General features: G+C 39.2%; 19 protein-coding genes and 1 other annotated feature. Of the genes, 14 read left to right on the top strand and 5 right to left on the bottom strand.

The annotated features are described in order from the left end of the window. Positions 1 to 156 precede the first annotated feature (156 nt). The 11 genes from GYM74_RS05640 to hisIE all read left to right on the top strand — a co-directional run bounded on the left by GYM74_RS05640 (position 157) and on the right by hisIE (position 10819). Entirely contained in the window at positions 157 to 1365 is a 1209-nt protein-coding gene (locus GYM74_RS05640) for a Tm-1-like ATP-binding domain-containing protein (protein ID WP_220219508.1), read from the top strand. Between the two features lie 14 nt (positions 1366 to 1379). Then, entirely contained in the window at positions 1380 to 2207 is an 828-nt protein-coding gene (locus GYM74_RS05635) for a phosphoenolpyruvate hydrolase family protein (protein ID WP_220219507.1), read from the top strand. A 414-nt stretch (positions 2208 to 2621) separates the two neighbouring features. After that, positions 2622 to 3032, top strand: coding sequence for a DoxX family protein (locus GYM74_RS05630; RefSeq protein WP_220219506.1), 411 nt, complete (start codon positions 2622 to 2624; stop codon positions 3030 to 3032). A 550-nt stretch (positions 3033 to 3582) separates the two neighbouring features. Then, positions 3583 to 3708 (top strand) — a sequence feature (His leader region). Between the two features lie 38 nt (positions 3709 to 3746). Next, a complete protein-coding gene (gene hisG, locus GYM74_RS05625) occupies positions 3747 to 4646 on the top strand; it encodes an ATP phosphoribosyltransferase (RefSeq protein ID WP_220219505.1) in 900 nt (299 codons plus the stop codon). Positions 4647 to 4653: 7 nt separating this feature from the next. Further along, complete coding sequence (hisD, locus tag GYM74_RS05620) at positions 4654 to 5955, top strand: histidinol dehydrogenase (protein ID WP_220219504.1); 1302 nt, start codon at positions 4654 to 4656, stop codon at positions 5953 to 5955. Positions 5956 to 5964: 9 nt separating this feature from the next. Next, a complete protein-coding gene (gene hisC / locus GYM74_RS05615; protein ID WP_220219503.1) occupies positions 5965 to 7023 on the top strand; it encodes a histidinol-phosphate transaminase in 1059 nt (352 codons plus the stop codon). Between the two features lie 8 nt (positions 7024 to 7031). Next, on the top strand, positions 7032 to 8099 hold the full coding sequence (gene hisB, locus GYM74_RS05610; RefSeq protein ID WP_220219502.1) for a bifunctional histidinol-phosphatase/imidazoleglycerol-phosphate dehydratase HisB: 1068 nt from the start codon (positions 7032 to 7034) through the stop codon (positions 8097 to 8099). Further along, the gene (hisH, locus tag GYM74_RS05605; protein ID WP_220219501.1) at positions 8099 to 8686 is read left to right on the top strand and encodes an imidazole glycerol phosphate synthase subunit HisH; all 588 of its coding nucleotides are present in this window, start codon (positions 8099 to 8101) and stop codon (positions 8684 to 8686) included. Before hisB ends, hisH begins: the two co-directional genes overlap by 1 nt. 17 nt (positions 8687 to 8703) lie before the next feature. Continuing rightward, positions 8704 to 9441, top strand: a complete 738-nt coding sequence (gene hisA / locus GYM74_RS05600; protein WP_366518662.1) for a 1-(5-phosphoribosyl)-5-[(5-phosphoribosylamino)methylideneamino]imidazole-4-carboxamide isomerase — start codon at positions 8704 to 8706, stop codon at positions 9439 to 9441. Continuing rightward, the gene (gene hisF / locus GYM74_RS05595; RefSeq protein ID WP_220219499.1) at positions 9423 to 10199 is read left to right on the top strand and encodes an imidazole glycerol phosphate synthase subunit HisF; all 777 of its coding nucleotides are present in this window, start codon (positions 9423 to 9425) and stop codon (positions 10197 to 10199) included. The genes hisA and hisF overlap by 19 nt, the downstream gene beginning before the upstream one ends. Further along, entirely contained in the window at positions 10193 to 10819 is a 627-nt protein-coding gene (gene hisIE / locus GYM74_RS05590; protein ID WP_220219498.1) for a bifunctional phosphoribosyl-AMP cyclohydrolase/phosphoribosyl-ATP diphosphatase HisIE, read from the top strand. The genes hisF and hisIE overlap by 7 nt, the downstream gene beginning before the upstream one ends. A 67-nt stretch (positions 10820 to 10886) precedes the next feature. On the opposite strand, the gene cysB is transcribed toward hisIE, so the two are convergent. The 3 genes from cysB to matP form a co-directional block, all read right to left on the bottom strand. Further along, positions 10887 to 11858, bottom strand: coding sequence for an HTH-type transcriptional regulator CysB (gene cysB, locus GYM74_RS05585; protein WP_220219497.1), 972 nt, complete (start codon positions 11856 to 11858; stop codon positions 10887 to 10889). Positions 11859 to 12028: 170 nt separating this feature from the next. Beyond that, positions 12029 to 14629, bottom strand: coding sequence for a type I DNA topoisomerase (topA, locus tag GYM74_RS05580; protein WP_220219496.1), 2601 nt, complete (start codon positions 14627 to 14629; stop codon positions 12029 to 12031). 30 nt (positions 14630 to 14659) lie between these two features. After that, on the bottom strand, positions 14660 to 15124 hold the full coding sequence (gene matP / locus GYM74_RS05575) for a macrodomain Ter protein MatP (protein WP_220219495.1): 465 nt from the start codon (positions 15122 to 15124) through the stop codon (positions 14660 to 14662). 148 nt (positions 15125 to 15272) lie between these two features. On the opposite strand from matP, the gene GYM74_RS05570 reads away from it, so the two are divergent. Then, positions 15273 to 16955 carry an amidohydrolase gene (locus GYM74_RS05570; RefSeq protein ID WP_220219494.1) on the top strand — a complete coding sequence of 561 codons (1683 nt, stop codon included), beginning with the start codon at positions 15273 to 15275 and terminating at the stop codon, positions 16953 to 16955. Positions 16956 to 17094: 139 nt separating this feature from the next. Here GYM74_RS05570 and GYM74_RS05565 read toward each other — a convergent pair whose 3' ends face one another. Continuing rightward, a complete protein-coding gene (locus GYM74_RS05565) occupies positions 17095 to 18498 on the bottom strand; it encodes a PTS fructose transporter subunit IIC (protein ID WP_220219493.1) in 1404 nt (467 codons plus the stop codon). Next, complete coding sequence (locus GYM74_RS05560) at positions 18491 to 18925, bottom strand: PTS sugar transporter subunit IIA (protein ID WP_220219492.1); 435 nt, start codon at positions 18923 to 18925, stop codon at positions 18491 to 18493. The genes GYM74_RS05565 and GYM74_RS05560 overlap by 8 nt, the downstream gene beginning before the upstream one ends. A 507-nt stretch (positions 18926 to 19432) precedes the next feature. Here GYM74_RS05560 and GYM74_RS05555 point away from each other — a divergent pair. Both GYM74_RS05555 and GYM74_RS05550 read left to right on the top strand, forming a co-directional pair. Then, positions 19433 to 20317, top strand: a complete 885-nt coding sequence (locus GYM74_RS05555; protein ID WP_220219491.1) for an SDR family NAD(P)-dependent oxidoreductase — start codon at positions 19433 to 19435, stop codon at positions 20315 to 20317. Continuing rightward, the gene (locus GYM74_RS05550) at positions 20314 to 21843 is read left to right on the top strand and encodes an AMP-binding protein (RefSeq protein WP_220219490.1); all 1530 of its coding nucleotides are present in this window, start codon (positions 20314 to 20316) and stop codon (positions 21841 to 21843) included. The genes GYM74_RS05555 and GYM74_RS05550 overlap by 4 nt, the downstream gene beginning before the upstream one ends. Positions 21844 to 21967 lie beyond the last annotated feature (124 nt).

Raw genomic sequence — 21967 nt, 5'->3', positions numbered from 1 at the left:
GTGGCGCCTATAATACTGCATTTTTTTTAAATTTTTAAAGCATATTTTTTGAAAAAAAATGAGACTTTAGTCTCATTTTATATATAATGTACCACTAACCTGGATTCGTTTGGTTAATGTTTTGAGTTCGACTTTATATCCAACAAGGAGAAATAAATGGCATTACAGGACACGATTTATTTGGTAACAACCCTTGACACCAAAGGTGAAGAGGCCGTTTTTATAAAGAATTTACTTGTACAAAAGAATCTCGTTTGTAAGTTAGTCGATATTTCAACTCTTTCACATCAATACAATCACTTCGCAGATATTTCATCCGAAACCGTCGCAAATTTTCATCCCAATGGAAAAGAAGCAATCTTTAATGCCGATAGAGGCAATGCCATTGTAGCTATGGCAAGTGCATTTAAATCATTTTTAATGGCGCAAAAGGATGTTGCTGCAATTTTAGGTCTGGGTGGTTCAGGTGGAACAGCATTAATTACCCCAGCAATGCAATCATTACCGGTCGGTGTACCAAAATTAATGGTATCAACCATGGCATCGGGTGATATTTCCGGCTACATTGGCGCCAGTGATATTGCCATGATGTACTCCGTCACCGATATTGCCGGCATAAATGTTATTTCACGTAAAGTTTTAACAAACGCCGCTAATTTTATTGCCGGCGCAGTATTATTTAAATCTCAAGAAGCCGTTGAGGATAAACCGGCTATTGGTTTGACCATGTTTGGGGTTACCACCACTTGCGTACAGTCTGTCACAGCAAAACTTCATGACAACTATGACTGTCTGGTTTTTCATGCAACCGGCAGTGGCGGTAAAGCAATGGAAAAATTGGCTGATAGCCATTTATTGCAAGGTGTGCTTGATATCACCACAACTGAAGTATGCGACCATTTATTCGACGGCGTACTCGCTTGTGACGAAGATCGCTTTGGTGCGATTGAAAGAAGCCAAGTTCCTTATATCGGATCGACCGGTGCGCTTGATATGGTCAATTTTTCAAGCCCGGATACGATACCGCAAAAATATCAAGATCGCTTATTTTATCCGCATAACCCACAAGTAACCTTGATGAGAACAACGCCGGAAGAAAACCGAAAAATGGCGAATTGGATAGCAACCAAACTCAACAAATGTCAAGGCAAAGTAACATTTATTATTCCTGAAGGTGGATTTTCAGCTTTAGATATTCAAGGTGGTGCTTTTTGGTCACCGGAAGCAAATAAGGCATTTATTGATGAATTTGAGAAGGTTTTTAATCAAACCGAAAATAGAAAATTAATTAAAGTGCCTTATCACATCAACTCACCAGAGTTTTGTGATCTTGTTATCAATGAATTTACCAATATTATGAAATAACATTTGGAGAATATATGAGTAGTAAACGTGCGCAATTGCTTAAAAAATTCCATGACATGATTTCAAAAGGTCAACCTATTATTGGTGGTGGAGCAGGTACAGGATTATCAGCTAAATGTGAAGAAGCAGGTGGCATAGATCTCATCGTTATTTATAACTCCGGTCGTTATCGTATGGCTGGACGTGGTTCGTTAGCAGGGCTTTTAGCTTATGGTAATGCTAACGAAATTGTCATGGATATGGCAAAAGAAGTTTTACCCGTAGTGAAAAACACACCGGTGCTTGCTGGTGTTAATGGTACTGATCCATTTTGTATGTTTGATCAGTTTTTAGATAAATTAAAAGAAACAGGTTTTGCCGGTGTGCAAAATTTCCCAACCGTTGGACTTATCGACGGTAATTTTAGAGCTAACTTAGAAGAAACCGGCATGGGTTATGCGTTAGAAGTTGAAATGATTCGTAAAGCCCACGAAAAAGATCTTCTCACAACACCTTATGTCTTTAGTGAGCAAAATGCCATTGATATGGCAAAAGCTGGCGCTGATATTTTAGTACCTCATATGGGATTAACCACCGGTGGTAGTATTGGTGCTGAAACAGCACTTAAGCTTGCTGATTGTGTACCATTAATTAATCAATGGGCAAAAGCAGCTAAAGCGATTCGCCCGGATATTATTATCCTTTGTCATGGTGGTCCAATTGCTACCCCTGAAGATGCTCAGTATATTTTACAAAACTGTCCGGACTGTAACGGCTTTTATGGTGCTAGTTCCATGGAACGACTACCTACAGAAGTTGCTTTAAAGCAAACTACAGAACAATTTAAACTTATTCGTCGCTAACAATAATGAAGAAAGCAATAACGGCTACAGCAATGTAGCCCGTTATTTATTCCAACCTCTCCCCTACTAATCTAACGCTTATCATCTTGAATTATCCTCGGTTTGCCAAAACGATTAATCTTCATTTTATTGATCGAATAAATTTAATGATTACTGACGAGAGAGTGTTTAAATAATGCATGCTGAATTTTTTTGCTTGGTTGCCATTTAAGTTTATCTAGCATCGGTATGATTTTCTATGACTTATCACAATGATTATGGCGATTAAATTCACGTATAACTTTACAAGTTGTCATAATTTATGAAACAATCACTTCGTATTATCCTATTTTGACCGAGTAATAGCCATTAGTATCATTTTATACCATTATCAATTGATGTTATTTTGCTAACTTAAATATAGGAAAAATAAAGATGAAACAATATCAAACTGATCTAGCAGCACTTTTTTTACGAATTGCTTTAGGTGTTATGTTTTTGGTTCATGGTTTCACAAAATTACTGGTTTTTACCCCGTCCGGCACTTCACAATATTTTGAATCTCTTGGCTTCCCTGGCTTTACAGCCTACATTGCAATCGTGTTTGAAATTGGTGGCGGTGCGTTGTTACTGCTAGGTATTTTTACCCGTGTTATCGCTATTATCGCTGTGATTGAAATGTTGGTTATTACCTTTATCCATTATGGCAATGGTTGGCAATTTTCCAATACTGGCGGCGGCTGGGAATATCCGGCATTTATGACTATTACCGCCCTCAGCCTTGCGCTATTAGGCAATGGGCGTTATAGCGTATTAAGACATAAATACCCGCAATTGGCAGAGTAAAATCTGGTAACCAATTTTATTGATACCCTCAAATTCAATCGATAATGCTACTTAGAAGGTATATGTTTTAGGTCAAAACATATACCTTCCGCATTTTATAAATTCTGTTGTTACAATCTAAATAATTTTCAGTCAGTTTTGTTATATTTATTTCAATAATCTATCTAAATGAGTTTGCTCAGTTTTCGCAATCTCATTCAAGTATCGACCATAAGCTAGTCATACCTCAAATAAGATTACCGTGCTTTGAATAATCATGAATCTTATCAGCATCAAACTCACCCAATATCACCTCATTAACAATCGCTCTAGGCTGACTATACGACTATTACGGCAATTTGTGCAGATATTTATAAATCCGCTTTTTAGCTATCCAACGCCATACTCTCTTACTGAACAAAGTAGTATGGTAGGTAACTATTTTTTATTAAATTAAAAAAAATAGTTGCGAGTAAATAATTTCTGTTATATTTTATTCACTAATTGACACAGTAAATCAAATTAATGGTTTTAATTTTATGAATTGTTTTTGCGTTTTAGTTATTAAACATCATCATCACCATCATTCCTGAATAGTCTTCGGGCGATTGGTGCTGGAAGACATTTGGTCTTCCGGTGATATCGCGAAAGCAAATAGAAAACCCTCGGAAGATCAAACTTCCGAGGGTTTTTTGTTTGTGGTTTAAAATTTTTTTGGATAAGTTGGAGAATAATATGTTGGATAATTCACGTTTACGTATAGCAATGCAAAAATCTGGGCGCTTAAGTGACGAATCGAAAAAGTTACTGGCACAATGTGGCATTAAGATTAATCTACAAGAGCAACGCTTGATTGCCTTTGCCGAAAATATGCCAATTGATATCTTGCGTGTTCGCGATGATGATATCCCCGGTTTAGTCATTGACGGCGTGGTTGATATCGGTATTGTCGGTGAAAATGTGCTTGAAGAAGAAGTACTTGATAGACAAGCTGAAGGCGAAGATCCTAAATATAAAAAATTACGTCGGTTAGATTTTGGTGGATGCCGACTATCGATTGCAGCGCCAAGAGATTTTAACTATACCGGTCCTGAATGTTTAAATAACCTACGAATCGCCACCACTTATCCTCACCTAATCCGTCGTTACCTCGCTCAATATAATGTTACCTTCAAAACCTGTTTGCTTAATGGATCAGTTGAAGTCGCACCTCGTGCCGGACTGGCGGATGTGATTTGTGATTTAGTCTCAAGTGGTGCAACGCTTGAAGCAAATGGTCTACAAGAGATCGAAATAATCTATAAATCCAAAGCATGCTTAATTCAACGTGACGGCGAGATGTCAGCGACTAAACAGGCATTAATCGACAAAGTAATGACCCGTATGCAAGGGGTGATACAGGCTCGTGAATCTAAATATATTATGCTACATGCCCCAACCGAAGTATTAGATGAGGTGGTTGCATTATTGCCGGGCGCAGAAAATCCAACAATATTGCCATTAACCGGTGAACAAAATCGAGTTGCCCTCCATATGGTAAGCTCCGAATCGCTGTTCTGGGAGACCATGGAAAAGTTAAAAGCATTAGGCGCAAGCTCAATCCTTGTGTTACCAATTGAAAAAATGATGGAGTAAAACAACTATGAAACTCTCTTACTGGCAACAATGTACAGAGCAACAACAAGCGCAGCTATTAACTCGCCCCGCTATGGCGGCTTCTGATAGCATTAGTCAAGCGGTTAGCTCCATTTTAGATCAGGTAAAACAAACTGGCGATGTCGCTTTAAAAGCGTTAAGTCAGCAGTTTGATAAAGTTGAAATCAATCATCTTAAGCTATCTCAAGATGAGATTAAAACCGCAACCGCTCAAGTTGATCCGGCATTAAAACAAGCGATGCAATTAGCGGTGAGCAATATTAAAAAATTTCACCAAGCACAAGTTAAACCGTCGATAACGGTTGAAACGATGCCCGGCATCACCTGTCAATTAGTCACAAGACCTATCGACTCGGTGGGGCTTTACATTCCCGGTGGCTCCGCCCCACTACTCTCAACAGTATTAATGCTGGCAACCCCGGCAAGCATTGCTGGTTGCCGCAAAGTGATACTCTGCTCACCGCCACCAATTGCTAACGAAATTCTTTATGCGGCTGAGCTGTGTGGTGTGACAGAAATCTATCAATTAGGTGGCGCGCAAGCGATTGCAGCAATGGCATTTGGTACCGAAACCGTTCCGAAAGTGGACAAAATATTTGGGCCCGGCAATGCCTACGTTACCGAAGCAAAACGCCAAATTAGCCAGCGGCTTGACGGTGCGGCAATCGACATGCCGGCAGGTCCTTCAGAAGTTCTGGTTATCGCTGATAGCTCAGCTAACCCAGCATTTATTGCCGCTGATTTATTATCTCAAGCAGAACATGGCCCCGATTCGCAAGTGGTACTGCTGACGCCGGATGAAAAAATCGCACAAGCGGTATCAATCGAAGTCGACAAACAGCTAGCACAATTATCACGCCAGGCGATTGCCGAAAAAGCGTTACAAGAAAGCCGACTTATTGTCACTAAAGATTTACAGCAATGTGTTGCAATCAGTAACCGTTATGGACCTGAACATTTAATCATTCAAACCCAAAATGCCGACGAGCTTGTCGAGCAGATAACCAGTGCCGGATCGATTTTTCTAGGTGACTGGTCGCCTGAATCAGCCGGCGATTATGCATCGGGCACCAACCATGTATTACCGACTTATGGTTACACCGCTACCTACTCAAGTTTAGGATTAGCTGACTTCCAAAAACGCATGACCGTTCAAAAATTAACGCCGAAAGGCTTGCAAGCAATTGGTAATGCGGTTGAACTTATGGCACAAGCTGAACAACTCACCGCGCATAAACAAGCGGTCACCCTTCGTTTAGCGGCATTAAATGCAACCAATCAAAAGTAGGTAAATAACATGGATATTAATCAATTAGTCAGAAAAAATGTACAAAAATTGACGCCGTATCAATCTGCTCGCCGCATTGGTGGTCAAGGCGATGTATGGCTTAATGCCAACGAATACCCTGTTGCACCTCACTTTGAATTAACGGAGCAAACATTAAACCGCTACCCGGAGCCGCAACCGGAGCAAGTGATAAAGCGTTATGCGCAATATGCTGGCGTACAGTGTGAACAATTAATTGTTAGCCGTGGCGCCGATGAGGCAATAGAGTTACTGATGCGAGCGTTTTGCGAACCGGAGCAAGACAGTATTTTATACTGCCCACCAACTTACGGTATGTATCAAGTCAGTGCTGAAACGCTAGGCATTAAAATTAAAACGGTACCAACGACTTCAGACTGGCAGCTTGATTTACAAGCCATTGCGCAAAATCTTGATACCGTTAAATTAATTTACGTTTGTTCGCCAAATAATCCAACCGGTAACTTGATAAAACCGGAAGATATTAAAAGCTTGCTCAAGCTGGCAAATGATCGTGCTTTAGTGGTGATTGATGAAGCCTATATTGAGTTTACTCCTCAATCATCTGTGGTGAGTTGGCTCAACGAGCACCCAAACCTCGTGATTTTACGAACATTATCCAAAGCCTTTGCTTTAGCTGGATTGCGCTGTGGCTTTGCTATTGCTAACAAACCGGTGATCGACGCCTTACAAAAGGTGATTGCGCCTTATCCATTAGCCACGCCGGTCGCTGATATTGCCAGTCAAGCACTGAGTAAAGAAGGGATTGAGACGATGAGACAAAATGTCGAAAAGCTTAATAACCAAAAACAGACATTTATCGAGGCGCTCAATAAATTATCAATAGTTGAAAAAGTTTACCCTAGCTGGTCTAACTATTTATGTGTTAAATTTCAAGAAGGTAAAGACGTATTTAAAACCTTATGGGATCAAGGCATTATTCTGCGTGATCAAAGTAAATCCACCGGACAAAAAAATATGATTCGCATCTCTATTGGTACTCAAAGCGAATGTGAAGCGGTGATCACTGCACTTAAAGCGATAAACTAGGAGCAATCATGTTACAAAAATATTTATTTATCGATCGTGACGGAACCTTAATTACTGAACCGCCAATTGATTTTCAAGTTGATAGTTTCGAAAAACTAGCATTTGAACCGAATGTCATTCCGGCACTACTTAAATTACAAGCAGCGGGTTATAAGTTGGTCATGGTGACCAACCAAGACGGTCTGGGTACTGACAGTTACCCGCAAGCGAGTTTTGACGGTCCACACAATTTGATGATGCAAATTTTTGCATCTCAAGGGGTGAATTTTGAAGAAGTGTTAATCTGCCCACACTTTCCGCAAGATAATTGCCAATGTCGAAAACCTAAGATTGAATTAGTCTTACCTTACTTAACCAGTGGAAAGCTCGACAAAGCAAAAAGTTATGTAATTGGTGACAGGGTCACAGATATTCAACTTGCTGAAAATATGCAGATCAACGGATTACGTTATGACCCAATTACCCTTAACTGGAATGAAATAGCCCAACGATTAACCACCGCTGATCGCTATGCAAAAGTGCAACGTAATACTAAAGAAACCAAAATACTTGTTGAAGTTTGGCTAGACCGGCAAGGTGGTAGCCAAATCAATACCGGTATTGGCTTTTTTGACCATATGCTTGACCAAATTGCGACACACGGTGGTATTAAACTCAATATTCAAGTTGAAGGTGATTTACATGTTGATGATCATCACACGATTGAAGATACCGGTTTAGCTTTAGGTGAAGCCTTAAAATTGGCGCTAGGTGATAAACGAGGCATTACACGTTATGCTTCTGTCATCCCTATGGATGAGTGTTTAGCTACATGTGCAATGGATATATCTGGCCGTCCTTATCTGGTCTTTAAAGCGCAGTTTACCCATCAAAAAGTGGGCGATATGAGCACGCAAATGGTTGAACACTTTTTTTACTCAATCAGTTATGCAATGGGTATTACGCTCCATATTGAAACGCAAGGCGATAATGATCATCACAAAATTGAAAGCCTATTTAAAGCCTTTGCCAGAACGCTTAAACAAGCAATTAAAATCGAAGGTGATAGACTACCTAGTTCAAAAGGAGTTTTGTAATGAATATCGTCATTTTAGATACGGGTTGTGCCAATCTGGCCTCAGTAAAATATGCGATTGAAAGGCTTGGCTATCAACCCATTATTAGCCTTGACCCCGATGTCGTTATCAACGCTGATAAGCTGTTTTTACCGGGCGTTGGCTCAGCTTCGGCGGCAATGGAAAAATTAAAACAACGCAATTTAATCGACCTTATTAAAGTCTGTACTCAGCCAGTGCTTGGTATCTGTCTTGGCATGCAACTGTTAGCTGAGTATAGTAGTGAAGGACATGTTCACACGTTAGGTATTATTGATGAAAAAGTAGCGAAAATTCCGGATACCGGATTACCGCTACCTCATATGGGGTGGAATCAAGTATACCCTAAAGCCGGTCATCATCTATTTAGAGATATTCCTGATGGTGCTTATTTTTACTTCGTACATGGATACGCCTTACCATTATGCTCATCAACTATCGCAGAAACCAATTACGGCGAAAGCTTTACAGCTGCCGTACAAAAAGACAACTTTTACGGTGTTCAGTTTCATCCCGAGCGTTCTGGCTCGGCCGGTGCAAAATTGCTGAAAAACTTTTTGGAGATGTAACAATGACGGCTAACCCAATTATCATTCCTGCGCTCGATTTAATTGACGGCTCAGTTGTTCGCTTGCATCAAGGCGACTATGAAAAAAAACGCGATTATGGTAACGATCCATTAACTCGCTTGCAAGCCTATGCCAATGAAGGCGCAAAGCTATTGCATCTGGTTGATTTAACCGGTGCCAAAGATCCTAAAGCCCGCCAAATATCACTAATAAAAACGCTGATTAATGGTGTACAAGTACCGGTACAAATTGGTGGTGGAATTCGTCATGAAGACGATGTTAAAGCCCTACTTGCCGCCGGTGCTAGTCGGGTTGTCATTGGCTCAACGGCAATTAAAGAGCCTTCATTGGTTAAGCAGTGGTTTAAAACTTATGGCGCCGATGCGTTAGTTTTGGCATTAGATGTCCGCATTGACCAACAAGGCAATAAATATGTTGCTATTCACGGCTGGCAAGAGGATTCTAAAAAGACGCTTGAGCAAGTGATTGAAGATTATCTCCCTTTTGGTCTTAAACATGTACTATGTACCGATATCTCTAAAGACGGTACACTCAGCGGGAGCAATATTGAATTATATCAACAAATCAGCCAACAATACCCTCAAATTGCTTTTCAAGCTTCCGGAGGCATCGGTCAATTAGCCGATGTGCAAGCTTTAAAAGACAGTGGTGTTGCAGGGGTCATTGTAGGTCGAGCATTGCTCGAAGGTAAATTTACAGTTCAGGAGGCAATTTCATGCTGGCAAAAAGGATAATCCCTTGTTTAGATGTGCGTAACGGGCAAGTGGTTAAAGGCGTACAGTTTCGCAATCATGAGATTATTGGTGATATCGTACCACTGGCAAAAAGATATGCTCAAGAAGGTGCTGACGAACTGGTTTTTTATGATATTACTGCGTCATCAGACGGCCGGGTAGTAGATAAAAGCTGGGTTGCCAAAGTTGCCGAAGTGATTGATATCCCCTTTTGTGTCGCCGGCGGCATAAAAACAGTTGAAGATGCCGGGCAGATTTTGGCTTATGGCGCAGATAAAATTTCAATCAACTCGCCGGCATTAGCAAACCCCAAATTAATCACTCAGTTGGCAGATTGTTATGGTGTGCAATGTATTGTTGTGGGCATCGATACTTGGTATGACAAACAGACGAATAACTATCACGTTTATCAATTTACCGGCGATGAAAAACGCACTGTGGCAACTAAGTGGAATACTATTGACTGGCTGCAAGAGGTACAACAGCGCGGCGCCGGTGAAATTGTTCTTAATATGATGAATCAAGACGGCGTTCGTCATGGTTATGATCTTGAGCAATTAAAAACCATGCGTGAAGTGTGCCACGTGCCGCTGATTGCCTCCGGCGGTGCAGGTGAGATGAAACATTTTTTAGAAGCATTTAAAGACGCTCATGTCGACGGTGCATTAGCCGCTTCAGTCTTTCATAAACAAATTATTAATATTGGCGAACTTAAACAATATTTAGCTAACCACGGAGTAGAGATACGATTATGCTAGTTTCAAATTCTAATGACCCATTTGATCCAAATCAGCTTGATTGGCAAAAAGTTGACAATTTAATGCCGGTTATTATTCAACACTATGTTTCAGGCGATGTATTGATGCTTGGTTACATGAATCAATCAGCACTTAGCCAAACGCTCGCTAGTGGTAAAGTCACCTTTTATTCACGCACTAAAGCCCGTTTATGGACAAAAGGCGAAACATCAGGGAATTTTTTAAATGTGGTCAGCATTTCAACCGATTGTGATAACGACACTTTGCTTATTTTAGTCGATCCGGTTGGCGCAACTTGCCATACCGGCTCAAATAGTTGCTTTGCCAACGCACAAACACAGTGGGGATTTTTATATCAGCTCGAACAGCTGATTGCTTCGCGCAAAAATGCCGATCCTAAGTCATCTTACACCGCTAAACTCTATCATGACGGTACGAAGCGTATTGCGCAGAAAGTGGGAGAAGAAGGGGTTGAAACAGCTCTTGCCGCAACGGTACGTGATACTTTTGAACTTAAAAATGAATCTGCCGATCTAATTTATCATCTGTTGGTGTTATTGCAAGATCAGAATCTATCTTTACAAGATGTGATTGAGATATTAAAAGCAAGACACAAATAGTTTTACTTAATCAAAGTGTGATCCGTTTCGCACTTTGATTTTTTACAAACCTCACTGGGCAAATCATTTAACGGATCGGCAGTTTTACCCCATTAAACATTGCCTGAACTTGAACATTATTTTCACACAAAATCAACTTATCAACCGTCTGTTTATTTAAATGCGGCGAAAATTGACTGATAAACTCATACATATAATTACGTAAAAATAGTGAACGTGCAAAAGCGATATAAGTTGTGCTATAAGGAAAGATATGCCCGGCATTGAGCACAACAAAATCACTATCGGCTGATTCATTAACGGCCATTTTCGCCACTATCCCTACCCCAACCCCTAACTTAACATAGGTTTTAATCAAGTCAGCATCGGTAGTACTAAAGACAATATTAGGCAACTGATTGGCTTTGATAAAAGCTTGATTTAAATCTGAACCGTCGTTAGAAAAATCGTAACTGACCAGCGGGTATTTCGATAACTCTTCAATGCTGATCAAACTGCTTTTTGCCAGCGGATGATCTTTCATCACAATTACCGCTTGATTCCAATGATAGCAAGGTAAGGCTATCATATCATCGTTAAGCTGTGCCAGATCGGTAATAATGGCAAAATCGGCTTGTCCACTTTGCGCCTGCAATAAGCATTGTGAAGATGAGCCCTGCTCCATGTGTAAAGTAATGCTTGGGTATTGTTTCATAAACTGTTGAATGACAACGGGCAAGGTATAACGGGCTTGAGTATAGGTGGTTGTGATTGTTAGCGTCCCTTGGTTTGGTTGGCTAAACTCTTTAGCGATAATTTTTATATCGTGTGATTTGTTTAAGATTTCCCGGGCTAAACTAACAATTTTTTCGCCAACCGGCGTGACTTCTGAAAGGTGTTTTCCCACTCGGGTAAAGATTTGAACACCTAATTCATCTTCAAGTAATTTAATCTGCTTGCTAATGCCAGGCTGTGAGGTATAAAGCTTTTCCGATGTTAACGATACATTGAGATCATTATTGACGACTTCAACAATATATCGTAGTTGTTGCAATTTCATGATAAAGGCTCCTTTAACTTTACCGGCTTTGCTCTTTTTCGAAACAAGCAAAAAAGAGAACAACCATAAAGTTATTCCTTTTACACTATAGCACAAACCTAAACTGCATTTTTATACTAAAACGTAGACAAAACCCGAAACAGTGTAATGACTGTTTCGGGCACTCTTAGCTATTTTTTACCGCTAATCCATTTGCCATCAACATATTGCATTACCCAGCCGGTCGATTTTCCGTTAACTTCAGAAGTCACATATTGTTGTTTACTTTTTCGGCTAAAACGAACGATAGCAGGGTTACCGTCAGGATCTTTACTTGGTGCTTTAGTAAGATAGAGAAACTTTTCCGGTAAACGATCTTTAAATCGTTGCAATTCCTCAATCAATGGCGCACGTGTTTCTCTGGATTTAGGGAAATTATGGGCAGCTAAAAAGATCCCCGATGCACCGTCACGTAACACAAAATGCGCATCTGACTTAACGCATTTTAATTCAGGCAAATCAACAGGATCTTCTTTCGGTGGTGCCACATCACCATTTTTTAATATTTTACGGGTATTTTTACAATCCGGGTTAGTACATCCCATATATAACCCAAAACGACCCGATTTTAAGTGCATTTCAGAACCACATTTTTCACACTCAATAATCGGACCTTCGTAGCTTTTTACTTTAAAGTTTCCTTTTTCAACAATAGAGCCATCACAAATTGGGTTATTACCACAAATATGTAATTTACGCTCATTATCCAGTAAGTAGCTATCCATTGCAGTGTGACATTTTGGGCATCGTTTACGTGCACGTAAAGCATCGGTTTCAGCCGTGTCGGCCTCTTCTAAGATGTTTAGCGTTTCGTGTTCAGGTATCAGGTTTATCGTTTGTTTGCAGCGCTCTTTAGGCGGTAAAGCATAACCCGAACAGGCTAAAAATACGCCCGTTCCCGCAGTTTTAATTCCCATTTCACGCCCACAATTTGGGCATTTAATTTCAGGTGTTAAAACTAAAGGATTAAGTTGCATACCACCTTTATCTGGCGCTTGCTCTGCAACTTCTAAATGCTGACTAAAATCACTAAAGAACTGATCGAGCACTTCCCGCCACTCTTGTTTTTTGTGAGCAATCTCATCGAGCGCATGCTCCATACGGGCAGTAAAATCATAGCTCATTAAATCATTGAAGTTTTCATTCAATCGGTCAGTAACAATCTCACCAATCTTTTCAGCGTAAAAACGGCGATTATCTAAACGAACATAACCCCGGTCTTGAATAGTCGAAATGATCGTTGCATAAGTCGACGGACGGCCAATCTCACGTTTTTCAAGCTCTTTAACCAATGACGCCTCGTTATAGCGTGCTGGCGGTTTAGTAAAGTGCTGATTTGGGTTTAGGCTGATTAAATCCAACTTATCATTAACCGCAACGGTCGGTAAGATTTTATCTTCACTGTTTTTGGTCAACTGTGGTTGTACTTTTGTCCAACCGTCAAATCGTAAAGTACGCCCTTTGGCTTTTAAAATAAAATCGCCGGATTTGACCGTAATAGTTGTCGAATTATATTCGGCTGATGTCATTTGACACGCCACAAATTGGCGCCAAATTAATTGATATAACTTACACGCATCTGCTTCAACATCACTGATATTGTCGGCCAAAATGGTAACATCAGAAGGACGAATAGCTTCATGGGCTTCTTGCGAGTTCTTTTTACTGGTGTAAACATTAGCGGTTTTAGGTAAGTACTTATCACCAAAATGCTGTCCAATATAATCTCGCACCATGGTTAACGCATCTTGACTTAGATTGGTCGAATCGGTACGCATATAGGTAATATAACCGGCTTCGTAAAGGCGCTGTGCCAACATCATCGTCTTTTTAACGCCAAAACCTAAACGGGTGCTAGCAGCTTGCTGCAATGTCGAGGTTATAAAAGGGGCAGTTGGATTACTTTTGGTCGGCTTTTGCTCAATATTTGTTACATGATACTGACTATTATTAAGCTCAGCTAATGCCATATCAATGGCAACTTTATCTTTAGGCTCAAATGCTTCATCTTTGTAATGCGTCACTTGTAGCGTTAATGGCTCTTGTTTGGCAGTACTTAAGTCGGCATAGAGATCCCAATACTCTTCAGGAATAAATGCATGAATTTCACGCTCACGCTCAACCACAAGGCGCACAGCAACAGACTGAACACGACCAGCCGATAGCCCCCTTGCGACTTTTTTCCAAAGTAGTGGTGATAACATAAAGCCCACAACACGGTCCATAAATCGGCGTGCTTGTTGAGCATTGACCCGATCCATATCAATCATCGCGGGATGATTAAAGGCATTTTTTATAGCGGTTTTGGTGATCTCATTAAATACCACCCGACGATATTTGCTATCATCGCCACCTATCACATCTTTAAGATGCCAAGCAATGGCTTCCCCTTCTCTATCCAAGTCGGTTGCCAGATAGATCATATCGGCATCTTTGGCTAATTTTTTAAGTTCGGCAACCACACGTTCTTTGCCGGGTAAGATCTCATAGTGTGCTTTCCAACCGTTATAAGGATCAACACTCATGCGATCTACTAGCGCCTGTTTTTCAGAACGCTTAACTTTTTTCTCTGTTTTATCTTTGGCGGTTTTTTCTGTGCGCTGGCTACTGCCACTTACCGGAAGATCTCGAATGTGCCCCACGCTTGATTTAACCACGAAATCTTTGCCAAGATATTTATTTATCGTTTTTGCTTTGGCTGGTGATTCCACAATAACAAGGGATTTTCCCATAATTAAACCTATATTATCCTGTTGTTTACGTTATTTACTCTCAACTTCGTTAAGAAGAAGCGAAAGTAAATCATCTTTAATTGTCGATACTTTATTGACGTATTGCTCTTTTTGCTCAGCATCTTCAATCAGTTGTGTAATTGTTTGTGACAACGTGCAACCTCGGCGCTTAGCTAAACTTGCCAATCGTTGCCAGACTAGAAACTCTAAATCAATTGATTTTTTTCGGGTATTTTGTTGTTCAGCATTAAAATGTCGTTTACGTCTTGCCCGAATGGTTTGCTTCATGCGATTGTCTAAATCGGGATTTAAATGCGCTTTTATCCAATCAACGACACGTGTTGGATTATGCTCTAATAACAGTAATTCATTGACGGCATGATTTGCAGCGCTTTTTTCTAAATAACGCGTAATAGCTTCGCCTTCTAAATGCCTTTTTACTAGATAGTGCCACTTCCAACCACATTCAAGGTTTTCTAATTGCTGATATTTCATAGGTTCACCTTGTGACGCTGTAACTATTTCGCCTATTTGTAGCATAAACTTAAAACACAATAAAGAAAATTATTGCATTTGACAAATTTTTTATAAATCTGCTATCGTTCACCTTTCACTTTGTTCTTCATTTAAGGAATCGCAAATAATGGCTAAAGCCGATGTTATTTATATTAATGGTTACATTTATACCGCAGATAGACAAGATACTGTCTGTGAAGCTATAGCAATTAAAAATGGTTATATCATTGCCACTGGTAGCACGCAAGAGATAAATAACAGTCATTATGTAGATAATCATACTACAGTTTACGATCTGCACGGCAAAACAATGATGCCAGGCATTATTGATTCACATTTGCACACCTTCTGGGGTGGTATGCAACTGTCATCTTGCAATCTCAACTATCAAAGTTTAACGGTCGAACAAACGCTAGCCATTATTCAAGATTATTTAGATAAAGATAAAACTAATCATGATTCACACTGGCTACAAGTTCGTGGTTGGCTAAGACAAGAAGTCCTGCCGATTGGTACTGACATCACTCGTTTTGACCTTGATAAGCTAAATACCAAGCGCCCGGTTATTTTGTTTTCTAATGACTGTCATACTTTGGTTGCTAACACAACGGCTTTGGAAAAATTCGGCATCGATAAAAATACCCCGGAACCGACTGACGGTAAAATCGGTCGCACCGATGACGGTGAACCTAATGGCATTTTAGAAGATGCGCCGGCCATGCGTGCTTTTGATAGTATTTCGAAACTGACCGAAGAACAAGCCGCACATATTGCTAAATTAGCACAAGCGGAACTAAACAAACAAGGCGTAACAGCGGTTATGGATGCTCGGATAACCGAAACCCAAGCCGATGCCTTTTTAAAGCTACAACAGCAAGATCAACTTACTATACGCTTATTTGGCGCACGTGAGTTACCGCCCGATGATGTCACCTCGATCGAAGCTATCCCGGCTTTACTGGAAAAAGTTAAACAGTTTGCCAGCCGTTACGACGATAAAAACTGGCAACCTAAGCCCGGTATTAAAATTTCACATACTAAACTGTTTGTTGACGGGGTAATGCAAGCGCCATTAATGACAGCAAGACTGTTGCAACCTTATCAACTTGAGCATGAAAAAGATCGTTATGGTGATTTATACTACTCAACTGAGATGCTAAATGCTTTAATTTTAGAGTCATCTCGTGCCGGTTTTCATCCACATATGCATACAGTTGGCGAAGGCGCCATTGAAGTGGTGCTTGATGCCATCGAAAAAATGCGCCAAGCATTACCCGATGCCGATATCCGCCCTAGCACGGCACATAATGAACTCAGTGCAGCACATCAATATGCAAGGTATAAGCAATTAAATGCTTGTGTCGTGTTTTCATTCCAATGGGCTGGCTGTAGCGATGCCATGGTTGAACAATATCAAACACTATTTGGCGAAAAGCGCTATAACGGTTTAGAATCCCACGGGCAATATATTGATGCAGGCGTCAACTGCGCCTTTGGTAGCGATTGGCCAATCGACCCATTAAATGAGTGGTATGATTTTCAAGTAGCCATGACCCGACAAATTGATGCACAGCATCCACGATTAAACAGTGACCGTAATTTAACCGCTACCGAAGTTTTACGCTGTGCAACCATTGGTGCCGCTTATGTGCTCAAACAAGACGAGTATATTGGCTCAATTGAAAAAGGTAAATTTGCTGATTTGATTATTTTAGATCGCAATCCATTTACCATTCCGGCAACCGATATGCAAAATGTCAAAGTGTTAACCACAATTATCGGTGGTAAAACAGTTTATCAGCAAGATTAAAGTAAAAAAGCGTTTTTATTACTATAAAAATTTAAGTTGACTATCTCCAATCGTGTGGCGAGATAGTCAATTTGAGCTGATAATGCAGCCTCAACTAGATAGTATTACACCGTCAGCATTGACGGTGTAATATCATTGATTACTGATCTTCAATGACCTCTTCAGTCTGATCGGCATTTTTTCGGGTAAAGTGTAAAATGGCGGCAATAATAAAAGCGCCAATAAACATATCGATCACATACCAAACTGCACCTTTCGTTACGCCACCTAAAGCAACTAGTCCACCAAATGCTACCAGCGAATCGATACCATTAATCATACCTAACATACCGGCAATGGCTGTACCAACCACAATAGCAATAATCACTCGTTTAGGATCTTTGGCGGCAAATGGGATTGCACCTTCGGTAATGCCAGCCAGTGACAGAAAGAAAGCTGTGATACCAAACTCTTTTTCTTCTTTGGTATATTTAGCTCGAGACACGATTAACGAAGACAACGCTAACCCTAATGGCGGAATGGCACAGCACATACGAAATACGCCATTAGGACCATATACCCCTTCTGCCATTGCGGCTAACGTAAAGGCCGTGGCGGCTTTACTACAAGGTCCACCCATATCTAATGCCGCTAATATGCCAATACCGATACCTAAAAATGCGGCGTTGACTTCTGACATACCTTTTAGTGTTTCCACCATGGCTTTGACAAACCAATCAAGTGGATAAGATAAGCCATAGATATAGATCGGAGCCATAACCAATAATGTCACCGTTGGAATGATCATAACAGGCATTACTGAGGCAATAACCGGATGAACTTTAACCTTTTTAAACCACTTAACAAAATAGCCGATTAAAATACCAAAAATCATTGCACCAATAAAACCAGTGCTGACTTGATTAACACCAATAGGATTATTAACCACATACCCCATAATAAACGCCGGTGCGAGCGCAGCATTACCGCCAATAGAATAAGCCATATAAGCGGCCAAAACCGGCACCATCATCGCAAAGCCATAAAAAGCGACTTGCTGAAGATCGGCAAAGAATTGATTACGAGGCAATATGGTATCGTTAGTCACCTCACCTGTCATTAACACTATGGAAAAGAGTATGCCTGAGGCAATAATAACCGGCAGAAATTTACTGATACCGGTATTAAGTGCTCTGAAAATCTCTTTGCCAATGCTGTCTTTAACCACGTGAGTTGCAATCTTATCGGCATTATCAAAAATGTTAACCGTGTTTTTCACCGCTTCGCCGGTGCTCACTTTAATGATATTGTTAAATGGCTCTAATCTATCTGCATTTTCAATTGAAATATCCGTTGCTAATAAAATCACATCAGCACTTTTTAAATCTTGTTCCGTCAAAGCATTATCAATGCCTGCTGCACCTTGCGTTTCTACTTTACAATCCCAGCCACGTTTTTTGGCTTCATTTTCAATCTTCCCTTTAGCAATATAAGTATGTGCCATACCGGCTGTACAAGCACAAATTGCGACGATCTTTTTGCTTTTCACTGACGCTTTATTCATACAAACCTCGAATCTTATCGGCAAGTAGTTGGGTATTACAATTGAGTAAATCTTGGGCAAATTCATCATTTGCCAAATTGGAGGCTAATTTGGCAATAATGGTGAGATGTTCTTGATTAGCGTGTTGCGGAGCACCAATCATAATAACTAATTTGACTTTGTTATCATTATTCCAAACTACCCCTTTAAGATATCGACCAATGACAATAAACGGTGTTTTGACCGCTCCACTTTTAGCATGAGGCAAGGCAATATCTGTCAGTACATCTGTTTCCATTTCTTGCTCATGAGTAATAACATCCTGAAAAAACTGCGTGATATCCGTTAAATACGCTTTACTACTTTCTGCCATTAATTGGATCACTAATGATTTATCTTGAGCAATATCATCAGTTAATTCGACAGGAATAACAGGAATTGAAGCCATAAATAAATCCTCTTAATTATTATTCTGTATAAAATTTCAATAAAATAAACATATACAAAACAAATATATAACGATTCTTTTTTATTGACACTCAATTTTTGGCTTAAATAATTAGACTTTGATCACAAATCTGAAAGAATTAAAATTTATCAATTTGAAAATAAGCATTGCGTTTATTAGCAAATTCTCACACCGAATAAAACTCGTCGCTAAGCATTATCAGCTGAGGAGCAACCCAATCCGCTTGCTTCAATTTGTTATCAGCATAATAACGATTCTTAAACGTTTAACAGAAAAAACTTCAGGTTTATTAAGCTTTGTATCTAACGCTGATAAAGCAAAAATTTTAATAGGAAAGAAGCAAGCTAGTAAGAAAAAAGCTTGAAATAATGACAGTTAGAGATCAATACAATAATTTCAAGTTTCTTAAGGAAGGTCTGTTTTTTATTTAGATATAAACTTTAAAATCAACTTATTTTAAAAAACATTAACTTGTTGACTGATTGAATGTTTACCTTATACTATGCGCAATTGTTTACCGGCAGTACAAAAATGTTCAACTCCTCAAATCTTCTCAATTGTGTACTCTTTCCAATCGTTAAGCCTAATTATTCAAAATTAAATCGCCAATTAGAAAATAAAGTGATTGTCATTACCGGCGCTAGCTATGGAATTGGTGAAAGTCTGGTTAATCTTTTAGCTAATATTCAATGTCATCTTATTTTAGTTGCTAGAACACATGATAAATTGATAAATATACAGCAGTCATTTGCTCACAAAAAAGCTAAGATTGATATATTTTCGGTTGATTTGCGCGAATCGGAACAATTGGATAATTTAATGACTAATTTACAGCGATACTCTGTTGATATCTTAATCAATAATGCTGGCAAATCAATTTGTCGGCCAATACTGCAATCATTATCACGTATGCATGATTTTGATAGAACGATGAAGTTAAATTATTATGCACCGGTCAAACTCTGCTTGGCGTTAATTCCCCATTTACAGCGTAATCAAGGGCAAATTATTAATGTTTCCGCCATAAACGTACTTTTAGCCCCAACGGCTAATTGGGCTGCTTATCAAGCCTCAAAAACGGCCTTTGACCAATGGTTAAGCTGTGCAAGGCCAGAATTGGAAAATCAGAAAATCAAGGTTTCAACAGCTTATTTACCTCTTGTTAAAACACGAATGCTTGAACCTACTAAGATTTATAATAGATTTCCTGCCTTACAAGTTGATGAAGCTGCAGCCATAATCTGTCGTTTATTACAAACAAAAAAACATCAATATAAACCCTGGTGGACCATTATTGTTCAACTTGCCTCATTAATTTTTAATAATATTTGGGTTAAATTGAACCGTTATTATTTGAAGAAAAAGCTATGATAAAACTTATTAAAGCGCTATATAAAAAGAAATTATTAACTTTATTAGGTATTTGGCACTTATTAAATAGCATTCATATTGTTGGTATCAATTTAATGGCGTTGCTTTATGTTCGTCAAAAACTTTCTCCTAACCAAATTGCTATCGATGAGAACGGCACTGGCACCGATTATCGTACCCTTTTTAACCAATCTCAGCACCTTGCCAAACAATTAGCAATTAATTTTAAAATAAAGCGTCATCAAAAAGTCGCTATTATAGCGCACAACCACCTACTCTTAGTTCACACTTTATTTGCTATGACAAGATTAGGCGTTGATGTTTATCTTATCAATACTGAACTGTCGACAAATCAACTTAAGTCCATTCACGAAAATGTCGGTTTTGACTGGATAATTCACGATCCAGAAATAGCGTGTTTATCAAATGTAAAAAGCTTACCCATTTATCATGAAAGCCTTATGTCAATTCACTCTCTATTAGTTTCAACCTCGACAATTGATGTAAAAATTAAAACGACCCACTTCTCAAAAATTACTGTTTTAACGAGTGGCACAACAGGCCGTTTTAAATTAGCAGCACGCGATAGTAAGGCACAAAATTTTATTAGTCCATTTTGTCAACTACTGGTGAAACTAAATCTTTTCCGTTATCAAAAAATCTATATTGCAACGCCTATTTATCATGGGTTTGGCATGGCAAGTTTATGTATCGCTGTGTTATTAGGTGCAACAATGTTTTTAACAAAAAAATTTGATAGTCAAAAAGCATGTGGGTTAATTGCGAGTAACCAAATAGAGGTGGTTACACTTGTTCCTTTAATGTTAAATAGGATGTTGAAATGTTCTAAACATCAACTCACTAGTTTAAAATGTATTATTACCGGAGGAGCGCCAATTACAGCAATATTAGTTGATCAAGTCATTACTACGCTTGGAAAGATATTATTCAATTTGTATGGCACATCAGAAGCAGGTATTTGCATGATTGCCTCGCCCGATGATCTCTCTATTAAGCCAGAAACCATTGGTAAACCGCTGAGAGGATTATCAACTAAATTACTGAAGCAAAACAATGAATCACAAAAACACCATGAGCTGTTTATTAAATGTGCTTGGTCAACTGTAGGCAACCATTGGGTTTCAACAGGAGATTTAGTCTATCAAGATGCTGACGGTTATTACTTTTTAGCAGGTCGAGTTGATGATATGATTGTTTCAGGTGGTGAAAATGTTTATCCATATGAACTTGAGCACTGCTTATCAACTCATCCGGAAATTAATGATATAACAGTGATAAGTGTGCCGGATGAAGAATTCGGGCAAAGATTGGTCGCCTTTATTGTTTTAAATCCTAATACCGAACAATCCGAAACTAAAATACAGGATTGGCTTAAATCAAAAATAGCCCGTTATCAGATGCCAAAAAAAATCATTTTTATCGACGAACTACCGATGACAAGCATTGGAAAAATAGACCGTAAAAAATTACAACAGCTGTTTTTCACTCATTTAAGTAATGTATAACATTTAGTTAGCAATAAATGAACTGTTGTCCATTATTATATTCTAATAAAAAATTTTCTTAGAAAGGTATTATGAATTTGTAGGCGGCGCTATTTAGCCTCTACTTTAGGTTACTCTTCTTGAA

The sequence above is a fragment of the Gilliamella sp. ESL0405 genome (assembly GCF_019469205.1).
In the GTDB taxonomy this organism is placed as follows: domain Bacteria; phylum Pseudomonadota; class Gammaproteobacteria; order Enterobacterales; family Orbaceae; genus Gilliamella.
Note: the sequence above shows the minus strand (reverse complement) of the source record. Positions and strands in the feature narration are given on the sequence as shown.

Excerpts from the sequence above, each read along its gene's own strand:
- GYM74_RS05555 (WP_220219491.1), top strand. The coding sequence starts at position 19,433 with ATGTTTACCTTATACTATGCGCAATTGTTTACCGGCAGTACAAAAATG.
- GYM74_RS05550 (WP_220219490.1), top strand. The coding sequence starts at position 20,314 with ATGATAAAACTTATTAAAGCGCTATATAAAAAGAAATTATTAACTTTA.
- hisB (WP_220219502.1), top strand. The coding sequence starts at position 7,032 with ATGTTACAAAAATATTTATTTATCGATCGTGACGGAACCTTAATTACT.
- cysB (WP_220219497.1), bottom strand. The coding sequence starts at position 11,858 with ATGAAATTGCAACAACTACGATATATTGTTGAAGTCGTCAATAATGAT.
- hisD (WP_220219504.1), top strand. The coding sequence starts at position 4,654 with ATGAAACTCTCTTACTGGCAACAATGTACAGAGCAACAACAAGCGCAG.
- topA (WP_220219496.1), bottom strand. The coding sequence starts at position 14,629 with ATGGGAAAATCCCTTGTTATTGTGGAATCACCAGCCAAAGCAAAAACG.
- hisH (WP_220219501.1), top strand. The coding sequence starts at position 8,099 with ATGAATATCGTCATTTTAGATACGGGTTGTGCCAATCTGGCCTCAGTA.
- hisF (WP_220219499.1), top strand. The coding sequence starts at position 9,423 with ATGCTGGCAAAAAGGATAATCCCTTGTTTAGATGTGCGTAACGGGCAA.
- GYM74_RS05635 (WP_220219507.1), top strand. The coding sequence starts at position 1,380 with ATGAGTAGTAAACGTGCGCAATTGCTTAAAAAATTCCATGACATGATT.
- GYM74_RS05640 (WP_220219508.1), top strand. The coding sequence starts at position 157 with ATGGCATTACAGGACACGATTTATTTGGTAACAACCCTTGACACCAAA.
- GYM74_RS05565 (WP_220219493.1), bottom strand. The coding sequence starts at position 18,498 with ATGAATAAAGCGTCAGTGAAAAGCAAAAAGATCGTCGCAATTTGTGCT.
- GYM74_RS05630 (WP_220219506.1), top strand. The coding sequence starts at position 2,622 with ATGAAACAATATCAAACTGATCTAGCAGCACTTTTTTTACGAATTGCT.
- hisIE (WP_220219498.1), top strand. The coding sequence starts at position 10,193 with ATGCTAGTTTCAAATTCTAATGACCCATTTGATCCAAATCAGCTTGAT.
- GYM74_RS05560 (WP_220219492.1), bottom strand. The coding sequence starts at position 18,925 with ATGGCTTCAATTCCTGTTATTCCTGTCGAATTAACTGATGATATTGCT.
- hisC (WP_220219503.1), top strand. The coding sequence starts at position 5,965 with ATGGATATTAATCAATTAGTCAGAAAAAATGTACAAAAATTGACGCCG.
- matP (WP_220219495.1), bottom strand. The coding sequence starts at position 15,124 with ATGAAATATCAGCAATTAGAAAACCTTGAATGTGGTTGGAAGTGGCAC.
- hisG (WP_220219505.1), top strand. The coding sequence starts at position 3,747 with ATGTTGGATAATTCACGTTTACGTATAGCAATGCAAAAATCTGGGCGC.
- GYM74_RS05570 (WP_220219494.1), top strand. The coding sequence starts at position 15,273 with ATGGCTAAAGCCGATGTTATTTATATTAATGGTTACATTTATACCGCA.